This is a genomic window from Methanothrix harundinacea 6Ac (assembly GCF_000235565.1).
GTDB classification, from domain to species: Archaea; Halobacteriota; Methanosarcinia; order Methanotrichales; family Methanotrichaceae; genus Methanocrinis; species Methanocrinis harundinaceus.
Map to the genome: position 1 here is coordinate 2,119,299 of NC_017527.1, position 12,417 is coordinate 2,131,715.

13 protein-coding genes are annotated in these 12,417 nt (G+C 65.3%); 7 read left to right on the plus strand and 6 right to left on the minus strand.

The genetic code is table 11. From position 1 onward, the window contains the following. Positions 1-35 precede the first annotated feature (35 nt). Both MHAR_RS10025 and MHAR_RS10030 read left to right on the plus strand, forming a co-directional pair. Complete coding sequence (locus tag MHAR_RS10025) at positions 36-932, plus strand: DUF7847 domain-containing protein (RefSeq protein WP_143763387.1); 897 nt, start codon at positions 36-38, stop codon at positions 930-932. Positions 933-948: 16 nt separating this feature from the next. Then, positions 949-1,158, plus strand: a complete 210-nt coding sequence (locus tag MHAR_RS10030; protein ID WP_014587500.1) for a hypothetical protein — start codon at positions 949-951, stop codon at positions 1,156-1,158. Between the two features lie 48 nt (positions 1,159-1,206). On the opposite strand, the gene MHAR_RS10035 is transcribed toward MHAR_RS10030, so the two are convergent. Then, on the minus strand, positions 1,207-2,436 hold the full coding sequence (locus MHAR_RS10035) for a potassium channel family protein (protein WP_228369550.1): 1,230 nt from the start codon (positions 2,434-2,436) through the stop codon (positions 1,207-1,209). Positions 2,437-2,555: 119 nt separating this feature from the next. On the opposite strand from MHAR_RS10035, the gene MHAR_RS10040 reads away from it, so the two are divergent. Genes MHAR_RS10040 through MHAR_RS10050 form a run of 3 tightly spaced genes read left to right on the plus strand, consistent with a single transcriptional unit; the run spans position 2,556 to position 4,830 of the window. Then, positions 2,556-3,038, plus strand: coding sequence for an adenosine-specific kinase (locus MHAR_RS10040; RefSeq protein WP_014587502.1), 483 nt, complete (start codon positions 2,556-2,558; stop codon positions 3,036-3,038). Beyond that, positions 3,035-4,372 carry a dihydroorotase gene (locus MHAR_RS10045; protein ID WP_014587503.1) on the plus strand — a complete coding sequence of 446 codons (1,338 nt, stop codon included), beginning with the start codon at positions 3,035-3,037 and terminating at the stop codon, positions 4,370-4,372. Before MHAR_RS10040 ends, MHAR_RS10045 begins: the two co-directional genes overlap by 4 nt. Before the next feature lie 23 nt (positions 4,373-4,395). Then, on the plus strand, positions 4,396-4,830 hold the full coding sequence (locus MHAR_RS10050; RefSeq protein ID WP_014587504.1) for an Hsp20/alpha crystallin family protein: 435 nt from the start codon (positions 4,396-4,398) through the stop codon (positions 4,828-4,830). A 36-nt stretch (positions 4,831-4,866) separates the two neighbouring features. Here the strand turns inward: MHAR_RS10050 and MHAR_RS10055 are convergent, their stop codons facing one another. Next, positions 4,867-6,099, minus strand: a complete 1,233-nt coding sequence (locus MHAR_RS10055) for a DUF4139 domain-containing protein (protein WP_014587505.1) — start codon at positions 6,097-6,099, stop codon at positions 4,867-4,869. A gap of 182 nt (positions 6,100-6,281) precedes the next feature. Between MHAR_RS10055 and argS the strand changes: the two genes are divergently transcribed. After that, the gene (gene argS / locus MHAR_RS10060; protein ID WP_014587506.1) at positions 6,282-7,982 is read left to right on the plus strand and encodes an arginine--tRNA ligase; all 1,701 of its coding nucleotides are present in this window, start codon (positions 6,282-6,284) and stop codon (positions 7,980-7,982) included. A 189-nt stretch (positions 7,983-8,171) separates the two neighbouring features. Continuing rightward, on the plus strand, positions 8,172-9,080 hold the full coding sequence (locus MHAR_RS10070; protein ID WP_143763388.1) for a hypothetical protein: 909 nt from the start codon (positions 8,172-8,174) through the stop codon (positions 9,078-9,080). A gap of 182 nt (positions 9,081-9,262) precedes the next feature. On the opposite strand, the gene trpA is transcribed toward MHAR_RS10070, so the two are convergent. The 4 genes from trpA to MHAR_RS10090 are packed head-to-tail and all read right to left on the minus strand — an operon-like array spanning position 9,263 to position 12,411. Continuing rightward, positions 9,263-10,048, minus strand: a complete 786-nt coding sequence (gene trpA, locus MHAR_RS10075; RefSeq protein ID WP_014587508.1) for a tryptophan synthase subunit alpha — start codon at positions 10,046-10,048, stop codon at positions 9,263-9,265. After that, positions 10,045-11,241 carry a tryptophan synthase subunit beta gene (trpB, locus tag MHAR_RS10080; protein ID WP_048144605.1) on the minus strand — a complete coding sequence of 399 codons (1,197 nt, stop codon included), beginning with the start codon at positions 11,239-11,241 and terminating at the stop codon, positions 10,045-10,047. Before trpB ends, trpA begins: the two co-directional genes overlap by 4 nt. A gap of 10 nt (positions 11,242-11,251) precedes the next feature. Then, positions 11,252-12,049 (minus strand): indole-3-glycerol-phosphate synthase, encoded by a 798-nt coding sequence (locus MHAR_RS10085; protein ID WP_014587510.1) that lies wholly within the window; start codon positions 12,047-12,049, stop codon positions 11,252-11,254. Beyond that, positions 12,046-12,411: an anthranilate synthase component II gene (locus MHAR_RS10090; protein ID WP_014587511.1), complete on the minus strand. Its 366-nt coding sequence runs from the start codon at positions 12,409-12,411 to the stop codon at positions 12,046-12,048. Before MHAR_RS10090 ends, MHAR_RS10085 begins: the two co-directional genes overlap by 4 nt. Positions 12,412-12,417 lie beyond the last annotated feature (6 nt).

A 12,417-nucleotide genomic window follows, 5' to 3' on the forward strand; every position in this document is an offset into this window, starting at 1 on the left:
ACCGACGACGAACTCCGAGATCAAAGGTGATGTCCATGAACGAAGACATAGGTACCCTCCTCAGGAGGGGCTTTGAGACGTGGAGGGGCAACCTTAACCTGGCCGTCCCCTTCGTGCTGACGATAGTCGCGATCATGCTCCTGACCGTCGCCATGGTCCTTGCTGTGATGTATCCATTGATCACCTCATCCCCCGACCTCTTCTCGACGGCCGGGGATCTTGAAGACCCCCAGGAGCTGATGGAGTTCCTCCAGGGGGCGGGGAACCTCGGCCTTGCAGCCGCGATCATCCTCATAGCCATCCTGGCGATGGCGCTATTGAGCTCCTTCTTCACCGCGGGGGCCATAGGGATGGCGAAGGTGGCGACCCTCTCCGGCAAGACCACCCTGAAGGATATGTGGTCCTCGGGAAGGAGGCACTTTATCCGCCTCTTCCTCGCCGAGGTCGTCATGATGGTCGTCATCCTCGTCGGCGTCCTCGTCCTGACCCTCCCCTTCATCGCCGACCTGATGGGAGCCTTCGAGACGAACGAGCCCGAATTCGGACCCCTCATCCTCTGGATCGCCCTTTTGATCGCCTTTAGCCTCATCATATCCATCCTCCTCGCCATGGTCCCCTACGCCCTGGTCGTCGACGGGCTCGGCCCTATCGGGGCGATAAAGGCCGGCATCGCCTTCTTCCGCTCGAACAAGATGGACGTCTTCCTCATCTGGCTCGTCGTCATGGCGGTGTCGGTGGCGATCCAGTTTCTTGCCGCGCCCTTCTCGGGCTCCGAGGCGGCGAGCGCCGCCTTCTCCAGCCTCAGCGGGGTCGTCTCCATCCTGATCGTAGCCCCCCTCACCACCGTCTGGTGGACGAGGCTCTATATGACCAGGGCGGGGAAGATGGCCGAGGCCGAAACCCCCCGGGACGAAGGGGTGAAGTACCTCTAGCCCGAAGGTCACCAAGATGAGAATCCTTGATAACTTCAAAAGGAGGAGCGTGGCCGGCCAGGCGCTGGTGGCAGGCCTCTTCTTCTTTCTGGTCTACGCCCTCTACCTAGACTACCGAGGGGTGCCCAGCCTAGGGGAATCCCTATTCGCCGCGGGGATCTTCGCCACCAGCTACTTCGTCACATCCACCATAGTCCTCAGGAAGAAGGGCCAGAGGAGAAAGTAGCCGGGAAAAGGCACAGCTGAGGGGGACCTGAATCTCATTGATCGAAGATCATGACCTGGGGGGCCGGTCGGGGGCGAAGCCGCTCATCTTCAGGAGGAGCTCCTCGCCGCTCTTGCTCCCCCGGGCGAAGATCAGGTCTCCGGCCGCCAGGGTCACCTTGGGCTTGGGGTTGTAGGTCCATCTCCCGCCCCGCTTCACCGCCATGACGTAGATCCCCGTCTCCGTCTCCAGGTCCAGGTCGCCGAGGGTCTCGCCGTCCATCTCCGCCCCGGGGGCTATCTCGACCCGGGTGATCACCTCGTCCGACTCCCTCATGGCCATGGCGAGGATGGGGTGGGGCTCGATATCGTGGAGGACGACGTTGGCGATCTTGAGGGCGGCATCGCTGATGATCTCCGTCGAGACCGCGAGGTGGAGGAGACCCCGGAGGTTCTCGATGTCGTCGACGTGCTTCGCCGCCCGGAGGACCCACCGCTGGAGGTCGTACTTCATCTCGTCCATCTCCTCCTCGATCACCTCCACCTCGATCGCCACCTCCTCGCTGTCGAAGAGGACGGCGGTGTAGGCGAGGCCCACCGCCAGCTCCGACCTGTTCTTCATCTCGACGATGATGTCTACCGCCCGGTCGAGCTGGCCGATCCCGCTCTCCTGGCCGACCTTCGGGACGGCGGGCTTGCCCGTCGTCATCTCCAGGAAGAGGGGGACCCCCTCGTCGTGGCCCCGGGCAAAGAGGATGTCCCCGGCGACGATCACCGTTCCGGGCTCCGGATCGTAGATCCAGCTCTCACCCCGCCTTATGGCGATGACGCTCATCCCGGCCTCCGTCTCGAAGGAGATCTCCTCGAGGCTCCTCCCGGTGACCTTCGAGTCCGACCCCACCACCGCCCGGCCCACCGTCTCGTCGGCCTGCCTCAGGTCCTTCTTCAGCTCAGAGGGGATCCCCATCTTCAAAAGGACGATGCTGGCGATGTCCCCTGCGGCGTTGGAGATGATCTCCGCCGCCGATGCGATCTGGAGGACGCCGGAGAGGGCCTCGGCGTCCTCGACGGTCCTTGCGGCCAGCATCGCCGCCATCTGGACGTGGTAGTCGTAGACGTCCATCTTCTCCTCGAGCCTGATCACCTCCATCGCCAGGTCTTCGTCGTCGTAGAGGACCGCGGAATATCCCAGATCCACCATCAGCTCGCTGGTGTCCTTCATCTCCACCAGAAGCCGCTTCATGCTTATGGGACAGTACTCGATCTTTCTCATGCCGCTCTCCGTTCCTTCCCTTTCCATCGGTGATTAAATAAAAGTGTCGTTACCAACAGATACCCCCCCATCCATCCGGGGAGCCGGCCAGGAGCCATAATTATAAGTCATCTCGCCCCCTATCCCCCCACGAGGAGGATTCGAAGATGAATTTTGAGACCGTGAGGATGAAGATCCCCCAGGATTCCAACGTCATCCTGGGGATGAGCCACTTCATCAAGACCGCTGAGGACCTCTACGAGGCGATAGCCGGGACCGCCCCCCGATCACGGTTCGGGATCGCCTTCTCCGAGGCGAGCGGCCCCTGCCTCGTCCGCTGCGAGGGGAACGACCCGGAGCTGATCGATGCGGCGAAGGAGGCGGCCCTCGGCCTCGGCTGCGGCCACACCTTCGTCGTCCTGATCCGGGACGCCTTCCCGATCAACGTCCTCAACGCCATCAAGGCGGTCCAGGAGGTCTGCGGGATCTTCTGCGCCACCGCGAACCCCCTGGAGGTGGTGGTGGCGGAGACCGAGCAGGGTAGGGGGATCATGGGGGTCATCGACGGCTCCTCCCCGAAGGGGGCGGAGACGGCATCCGACGTCTCCGATAGGAGGGGGATGCTGAGAAAGTTCGGATATAAGCTATGACCAGGATGGATCGGGTCGTCAGGAACGGGCGGGTCTACTTCGACGGCCGCCTCCAGAACGTCGACCTCTGGATCCGGGGCGGAAAGGTCGCCGACCTCGGGGGAAACCATCAGGCAGAGGAGGCGATCGACGGCCGGGGGATGATCGTCCTCCCCGGGGCGGTCGACCTCCACGTCCACTTCCGGGACCCCGGCTACACCTACAAGGAGGACTGGGAGACGGGATCGACCTCGGCCGTCGCCGGCGGCGTGACGACCGTCGTCGACCAGCCGAATACCGACCCCCCCACCCTGGACGAGAGGTCCTACAGGATGAAGCTGGAGACGGCCGAGAGGCGTTCGGTCGTCGACTTCTGCCTCAACGGCGGCCCGGGCCGGATGAAGAGGCTCGCGGAGCTCGGGGCCTCCGCCATCGGGGAGATCTTCACCTACGAACACAGCGACGACGACCTCCGCCGGATCCTGGAGGAGACGGCGAGGTCCGGCCTCCTACCCACGATCCACGCCGAGGATGGGGGGGTGATCCGGGAGAATACTGCGCCCCTGAGGGACCGGAGGGATCCGGAGCTCTACTCCATGGCCAGGCCGAATCTCGCGGAGGCGAAGGCGATCGAGATGGTGCTGAAGATGACCGAGCGGGCCCACATCTGCCACTTAAGCACCTCCGAGGGGCTGGAGCTCCTTCGGGCCGCCAAGAGGGGAGGGAAGAGGGTCAGCTGCGAGGTGGCCCCCCACCACCTCCTCTTTACGAAGAGGGACTGGCAGAGGCAGGGGACCCTCCTCAAGATGAACCCGCCCCTCCGGGACTTCCGGGACAAAGACGCCCTCTGGGAGGGGCTTCGGAAGGGGCAGATCGACGCCATCGCCTCCGACCACGCCCCCCACCTCCCCGAGGAGAAGAGGGACGAGATCTGGGACGCCCCGCCGGGGGTCCCGGGGGTCGAGACGATGATGCCCCTCCTCCTCATCGCCGTTCGATCCAACCTCCTCTCCCTCGGCAGGATGGTCGACGCCCTCTCCCGGAGGCCGGCCGAGATCCTGGGGCTCTCGACCAAGGGCGGGATCGCCCGGGGGAAGGACGCTGACCTCGCCATCATCGACCCCCGGGCGGCGTCCGAGATCCGGGCCGACCGGCTCCACAGCGGGGCCGAGTGGACCCCTTACCAGGGGAGGCGGGCCATCTTCCCGAAGATCACCATGATCCGGGGGGAGGTGGTCTACTCGGACGGCGAGCTCTTCGCAAAGCCCGGATTCGGGCGGAACCTGCCGGGGCCCGGTCGGAGGCGGAGGGTCAAGGTCGGGCCTCAGGAAGATGACGAGGTTGAGATGGAATAACAGGATATTTCGAGGTGTTAAGGATGAGAGAGGATGCGGAAAGGATGGTGGGGAGGGCGGTGATGGAGTCGATGAAGAGGTCGGTCCAGGCGAGGGAGGTCTTCCGGAAGATGCTGGGGGACGTGGCCGAGAACCTGCCGGAGGCCGGGGGGGGGCCTGCCGTGGACGTCGTCGACTCCCCCGAGGAGGTCGTCTTGTACATCGACCTCCCGGGGACGAAGAGGGAGCTGATAGACCTCGGGGTGACGGAGGACGCCGTCACCATCAGGGCGAGGTTTGAGCCGCCTCCTGGAAACTACCTCCAGAGGGAGAGGCCGGAAGCGGAGATGGGCCGCAGGATCAAGCTCGCCGCCGAGGTGAAGCCGGAGCAGGTGAGGGCGAGGTACGAGGATGGCGTTTTAGTCGTCCGGCTGCCGAAGCTGATCGTCGTCAAGCCCCACTCAGTCCCCATCGATTGAGCCCCGAGGATAGAAAAAATAGAGGCTATGGCGAGCTCAACCCTTCCTCGCCAAGACCTCTTTTGTTATGATGACGTAGGTGTACTCGATCGATGCCTCCTGGCGGGGCGTTAGGGAAAGCTCCCACTCCAGCCCCGTCGCCGTCGTCTCCTTCGGCTCGGGGTCGGCGGATACGACCTCGGCCCGGAGGGGCTTAGTATCCGAGACCTCCACGGTGGCGTTCCGATCGAGGTTGCTCTTGATGTTGAGCAGGTATGTCCAGGTCTCCGTCGTCGTCTTCACCGCCGAGGTGGCGTTATCGGCTCCGGGGACCTGAGAGATCTCCTCCTCGGTGGTGTAGCTCGCCATCTTCCGGGAGACCTTCAGGTCCGCCGAGGAGCCGACGACGATCTCCGCCTCCGTCCCCACGGGGGTGAAGGGGATCTCCACCCCCGAGACGTACTCGCCGTTCCTATAGAGGAGGGCAGAGCCGGCGGGCCAGGGGTCCTTCATGGTGTTGTTTGCTCTCACGACCTCGGTCACCGGCCCCTCGCTATTCCGGTATGCTTCCCAGAGGTAGCTCCTCAGGATCGGGGCCGCCTCCTCTAGGAGGGGAAATCCCACCTCTTTGCCCATCCCGAGATCCTTCCTCCCCGAAAGCTCGTAGATGTACAGGGTCTCCAGCTCCCCCGTGGCGGGGACTGGAGCTGCGGCGGGGGCATAATCCATCGCCTCCTCTTCAGCGACGGCGCGCATGGCAAAGCCCCCCACGGCGAGGTACTTCTCCAGGGGCGCGACCTGAGGCGGTCCCGAGACGAGCTTCAGCCTCACCCCCTCCAGGTCCTCGCCGAAGTTGTTTCTGACGATCGCCTGGGCCGAGACGATCACCGACTCCTCCTCCAGGTGGACGGAGTAGATGGGCCTCCATTGGCCTGCCATCGTCATCAGGTAGGCCAGATCAAACCTCTGGACCCCGGTGGAGGAGACGTTCAGGGTGTACTCCAGGTTGTCGCCGCGGACGACCTTCTCGACGGTGGCATTCGTCGCTTCAAACCTCACCGAGTCGACCTTCACCGAGGCGGGGAGGGCAAGGACGAGCCGATGGACCCCCTCCGTCACCTCCATCTCCCCGGTCCTCCTCACCGTGGCGATGCCGTCGGGATATATCGTCACCGAGTCGACGGGGAGGCTGAGGATCGTGATCGCCTCGACCCCCGCGGGCCCGTCGTCGGCGAGGGCGGCCGCTGGGAGGGCCAGGATCAGGACCAGAAAAGCCAGAATATTCTTCATGATCTCCGCTCCAGATTTCTCTGAAGGTTATAGGCTCCCTTATTATATTATGCTTTTCCAGCGCCCTCCGCGCCGACGGGTGGATGGGCCGGTCGGCACCAAATCCCCGTCCCGGAGGTGCGTCGCAACGCTTATATCGGTATATCGAACTTCCCTGCCCTGAGTTGTACGGTGATGCTCTCATGTTTCTGGACTTCTGGAGAGATGTCGAGGCGCTCCTCCGGGACGCCTTGGATCGGTGCGGGTTTCCTCTGCCCCAGGCCGACGGGAAGGTCGAAGGTAACGAGCTTCTGCTGGAGATGAGCCCCCACGCCGACCTCGCCTCCACCATATCCTTCCGGCTTGCACCCATCCTCAGGAAGGGCCCGGCCGAGATCTCCAGGAAGATCCAAGAGGCGGTCGTCCTCGATGGGAAGGGGACCGTCGACCGGGCCGAGGCGATGGGCCCCTACCTAAACTTCTTCGCCAGCCGCAGGTTCCTCGACTCGACGGTCCGGGAGGCGGTAGCCGACGACTGCTGGACCGGGTCGATGAACGAGAGGGTGATCGTCGAGCACACCTCCGCAAACCCCAACGGCCCCCTCCACGTCGGCCACATCAGAAACTCCGTCATCGGCGACACCCTCGTCAGGATCCTGCGCCGGGCCGGCTGCCGGGTCGAGGCCCAGTACTACGTCAACGACATGGGGAGGCAGATCGCCATCGTCGTCTGGGGCTGCGGCAGATACCCCCTGGACGGCTCGAAGCCCGACCACGCCATCGCAAAAGTCTACATCCAGGCGAACAAAGACCTCGCCGCAGCGCCGGAGCTGAAGGAGGGGGTCGACCGGCTGATGCAGCTCTACGAGGGCGGAGACCCGGAGACGGCGGCGAAGTTCCGGGAGGCGGTGGAGTACGCCCTCTCGGGGATCGACGAGACCCTGAGGAGGCTGAACATCACTCACGACTCCCGCCGGTGGGAGAGCGAGTTCGTCCGGGACGGGTCGACGGCAGGGGTCTTAAAGGCCCTGGAGGCGACGGGCCTGACCGAATGGGAGGAGGGGTCCCTCCAGCTCGACCTCTCCGGCGATGGCTTTGAGAAGAAGCTCGTATTGAAGAGGTCGGACGGGACCTCCCTCTACACCACCAGGGACCTGGCGTACCACCGGTGGAAGGCCGAGAGCTCCGACAGGATGATCGACGTCCTGGGGGCTGACCACAAGCTCATCTCCGGCCAGCTCCGGGCCGCCCTCCGCCTCATGGGGGTCCGGGAGCCGGAGATCGTCATCTTCGAGTTCGTCTCCCTCCCGACGGGATCGATGAGCACGAGGAGGGGGAAGTTCATCTCCACCGACGAGCTCCTCGACGAGGTGGAGGCCCAGGCCTACCGGGAGGTCACGGCCCGAAGGCCCGAGGAGGGGGAGGAGTTCCGGCGGGCCGTCGCGAGAGAGGTGGCCCTGGGGGCGGTGAGGTACGACGTCGTCCGGGTATCGCCGGAGAAGGCGACGGTCTTCGACTGGAAGGCGGCCCTCGACTTCGAGAAGCTCTCGGCCCCCTTCATCCAGTACTCCCACGCCAGGGCCTGCAGCATCCTCGATAAGGCCGGAGCCGTCGGCGGATTCGACCCCCACCTTCTCTCCAGCCCCGAGGAGGTGGAGCTCGTCAAGAAGATATCCCAGTTCGACCTCGCCATCGACCTCTCCGCCCGGGAGCTGAAGCCCCACCTCCTCGCCACCTACGCCCGGGAGCTGGCGGAGATCTTCAACCAGTTCTACCGGGCAAGCCCCGTCCTGGAGGCGGATCCCGGAGTCCGGGAGGCGAGGCTCGCCCTCGTGGAGGCGGCTCGAAACTGCCTCCGGTCGACCCTGGATACCCTGGGGATCCCGGCCCTCGAATCGATGTAAATTGGAGGGGGCCTTCCCCGAGGGCAAGAGGGGCCTGGAGGAGAGGGGATCCCCGCTCCGCCCCCCACCGGAGAGGGAGGCTCCTTCGGAGGGCGAGGGCGCCTCCCGCCCCGGCCGGCCCTCTCCCCAGAAAGCCTCCAAAACTTTTTGTACTATCAGGAGGATAAAGAGGGAGAGGGGGTGTTCCTCTTGAGCTTGAAATCGGGATTGATTTTGTTATTGATAATCTTCTTCGTGGGGCTGGCCTCTGCCCAATGGACCGAAGAGCCGATGGCCGATCTCGTCGGAGAAGGGACGGACGAAAGCCTCATGATGGCGGGCTACAGAGGCGGCGAGGGCGGGCCAGCCTCAGAGCTGATGGGGATGGTCGGAGGCTCCGACCCCTTCGGCGCCACCGGGCCTTCGGGGGTTGGCGAGGCCTATTACAGCATGGATGCTCCGCCCGGCAGCGGGCCTGAAGTTCAGCAGTACTCGATATCGGGGCACGAGCCCTCGACGATCTACTTCGGAGGAGAGGCGACCTCCTACGGGGCCTACAGCACCACCTACAGCGGCACAAACTCCCTCTGGATCCTGGGGTCCTGGAGCTGGTCGCAGTACGCCTACGCTCCCCTGGGGGCCTACCTCCAGCTTCTGGCCTACTCCTCCAGCGGCGGATCGGCGGACTTCTACGAGATCTACCCCAGCGGCAACGTCGTCTACAAGCGCTACTCCTTCTGGCCCGGCTACTCCAGGATCAACTTCCACGCCGACGCGGCCGGCCGCCACATCCTCCTATTCATCGCAAACAACCAGCCCTCCAACGCCATCATCATCGACGTGGGGAGCGGGGGATGGCCGCCGACCCCAGGCCCGGGACCCGGCCCTGTGCCCTCCTTCGCCCGGGTTACGGTCAGATCCAGCTGGCTCACGGGTTACACCGTCACCGTCGACGACATCCAGACCTACAGCGACGCCAGCGACGGGAGGCGCGACGGGATCATCAGCTTCACCGTCCCCGGAAACCAGTACCACAGCGTCAAGATAACGAGCCCCGGCTATTTGAGGTCTTACTACCGGTTCTTCAGGAGCGGCTACGCCTACACCCTCACCGTATGAGGGGATGGGGCGGCGGACCGGGACGCGGAAAAAAGAGCGGTCCGGGGAACCATCCCCCGGACCAGACCCTATTTTGCTGACAGCTGGAGCCGATCCCCTTCCCGTCTTCACCGGGGTCTCGGAACCTTCGGCGGATGGGGGATGAGGGGGGGGCAGAAGCGGCGATATCCGAGAGATCCCCCTCAGATCCTCGCCGCCGCCTCGATCGGCCGCGCCTCTCCGATCGCCGCCTTCATCCCGCGGATCAGCTCCTCCAGCCCCGCAAGGTCGCCCTTCGAGATCAGGTCGACGCAGGCGGATCCGACGATGGCGGCGTCGGCTCCGGCCCGGATCACCTCCGCCGCCTGCTCCGGGGTTGAGATGCCGAAGCCGACGGCCCTGGGCAGCTCGGAGTTCACCCGCTCGATGAGGGCCTTCGTCGACTGCAGCACCTCGGACCTGGCCCCCGTCACCCCCGCCCGGGCGACGAGGTAGAGGAAGCCACTGGAATTTTCTGCGATGAGGGGGATCCTCTCCGCCGGGGTATTCGGGGCGATGAGGGATATCAGGTCGAGGTCCGCCCTCCTGCAGGCCGCCCGCAAGGGGCCCGCCTCCTCCGGCGGAAGGTCGGGGACGATGAGGCCGGTGATGCCGCTCGCCCCGCAGTCGCCGGCGAACTTCTCAAGCCCCCGCTGGTAGATCATGTTGTAGTAGCCCATGAAGACCAGGGGGATCTTCGCCCTGATCCGGGAGGCAGTCTCGAAGTATACGTCGGTGTTCATCCCCGCCTCGATCGCCCTCTGGGCCGCCGCCTGGATGACGGGGCCGTCGGCTATCGGGTCAGAGTGGGGGAGCCCCAGCTCGACGACGTCGGCCCCGGCCCGGGCGAGGAGCTCCGCCACCTCCACCGTCGCCTCGGGGCTGGGGTCGCCGGCGCAGATGTAGGCGATGAGGAGGGGGCGGCGCCTGAAGGCCTCGGCGAGCCTCATCTCCCCACCCTCCCCTCATGCTCCATCACCGTCGCCAGGTCCTTATCTCCCCTTCCTGAGAGGTTGATGATCGAGACCTCCCCGAGGGCATCGGGGTTTCTTAGGGCGTAGCCGACGGCGTGAGAGGACTCGAGCGCTGGAATGATCCCCTCCAGGACCGAGAGCCGCCTCAGGCCGAGGAGGGCGGTCTCGTCGTCGGCCACCGCCGGCGTCACCCTGCCGACCTCGGCGAGGTGGGCGAGCTCGGGGCCGACGCCGGGGTAGTCGAGGCCTGCGGCCAGGGAGTAGGACTCGAGGATCTGGCCGTAGGGGTCCTGGAGGATCTTGGTCATCGCCCCGTGGAGGACCCCCTCGTCCCCGAAGTTGAGGCAGGCGCCGTGGTCTGCTATCTTTCGGCCGGAGGTGATCCCCCTCCCCCCCGCCTCGACGGCGATCAGCCTCGTCTCATCCTTAAGAAAGCCGGAGAAGATCCCCATGGCGTTGGAGCCTCCGCCGACGCAGGCGGCGACGGCATCGGGGAGCCTCCCCTCGGCGGCTAGGATCTGCTCCCTCGCCTCGGTCCCGATGACGGACTGAAGCTCCCTCACCATCAGGGGGTAGGGGTGGGGCCCGGCGACCGTCCCCATCAGGTAGTGGGTCGTCTCGTAGCTCCCAGCCCAGTCCCTCATCGCCTCGTTGATGGCGTCCTTGAGGGTCCTCGACCCCGACCTCACCGGTATCACCCTCGCCCCCAACAGCTCCATCCGGTAGACGTTCATCTTCTGCCGCTCGATGTCCACCTCCCCCATGTAGACCTCCGTCTCGAGGCCGAGGTTCGCCCCCACCATGGCGGAGGCGACGCCGTGCTGCCCCGCCCCCGTCTCGGCGATGAGCCTCGTCTTTCCGATCGCCTTGGCCACCAGGGCCTGCCCCAGGACGTTGTTCAGCTTATGGGCCCCTCCGTGGACCAGGTCCTCCCTCTTCAGGTAGACCTTCTGGCCCAGCTCCCGGGAGAGGGCCCGGGCGAGGTAGAGGGGGGTGGGCCTTCCGGCGTAGTCGGCCAGAAGGGAATTGAGCTCTCCCATGAAATCGGCGTCCTCCTTGAGGCGAAGGTAAGCCTCTGCCAGCTCCTTCAGGGGCTGGATCAGGGTCTCGGGGACGAACTGTCCTCCGAACCTCCCAAACCTCGTCGTCGGCGCATCTTTGGTCTTCATCAAATCTTCATCAGCTCCCATATCTTTGGTCATCTCCGCCTTCATCCTCTCGTCGGAGGCTCCTCGTCCCGTTGAGGACGGAGAGAAGGCCGGGCTCCTCCATCAGGGAGGTCCCGACGAGGATGGCGTCGGCCCCCGCCTCCTCCATCCTCAGGACGTCTCTCCTCGTCTCTACGCCGCTCTCGGCGACGACGAAGAGGCCGGAGTTCTTGGCGAGCGGCCCCAGCCCCTCGAAGGTCGCAAGGCTGACCTTCAGGGTCGATAGGTCCCTGTTATTTATCCCCACGATCCGGGCCTCGGTCTTGAGGGCGAGGTCGAGCTCCGCCTCAGTGTGGACCTCCACCAGGGGCTCGAGATCCCTGGCCAGGGCCGCCTCCACCAGCCCCTCCAGGGGCGAAGAGAAGGCGGCGATGAGGAGGACGAGGTCGGTTGCGACCTCGTCGAGCTGCCTCTCGTCGAGGATGAAATCCTTCCGGAGGATAGGAAGGGCTGAGGACCTCCTCGCCACCCTCGCGTTCTCCGGCGACCCCAGAAAGTAGGTCGGCTGGGTGAGGACCGAGATACCGCAGCCCGCATCCGCCTCATACCTTTGGGCGATCGTCGCCACCTCCTCGGACAGAAGGGGCCTCTTCAGGATCCGGGGCTTGATCTCGGCGATGATCGGGCTGATCCCCCTCGACCGGAGGGCCCGGGCCCGGCCCGGGAGGTCCCGGGGATCGGCGACCCTGATCGGGGAGGCGAGGCTCGGCATCTCCGAGCGCCTCGCCTCCGTCTCGGCGAGGATCTGCCTCACGACCTCGGAGGTCATCGGCCGAGCCCCTCCAGCCAGTTCGCGATCAGCCTCTTCCCCTCTGGGGTGAGGACCGACTCGGGGTGGAACTGGACCCCCTCCACCGGGAGGCTTCGGTGCCTCACCCCCATCACCACCCCGTCGGAGGTCGTCGCCGTGATCCTCAGGGGCGGGGCCAGGTCCTCGACGGCTAGAGAGTGGTAACGGCCGCCCTTCAAGGGGCTCTGGAGCCCCCGGAATATCCCGCGGCCGTCGTGGAAGATCTCTGAGGCCTTCCCGTGGACGGGGGCGGTCCTGTTGATGGTGCCGCCGTAGGCGAGGTTTATCGCCTGGTGGCCGAGGCAGACCCCCAGGATCGCCGTCCCCTCGAAGGCCCTCATCAACTG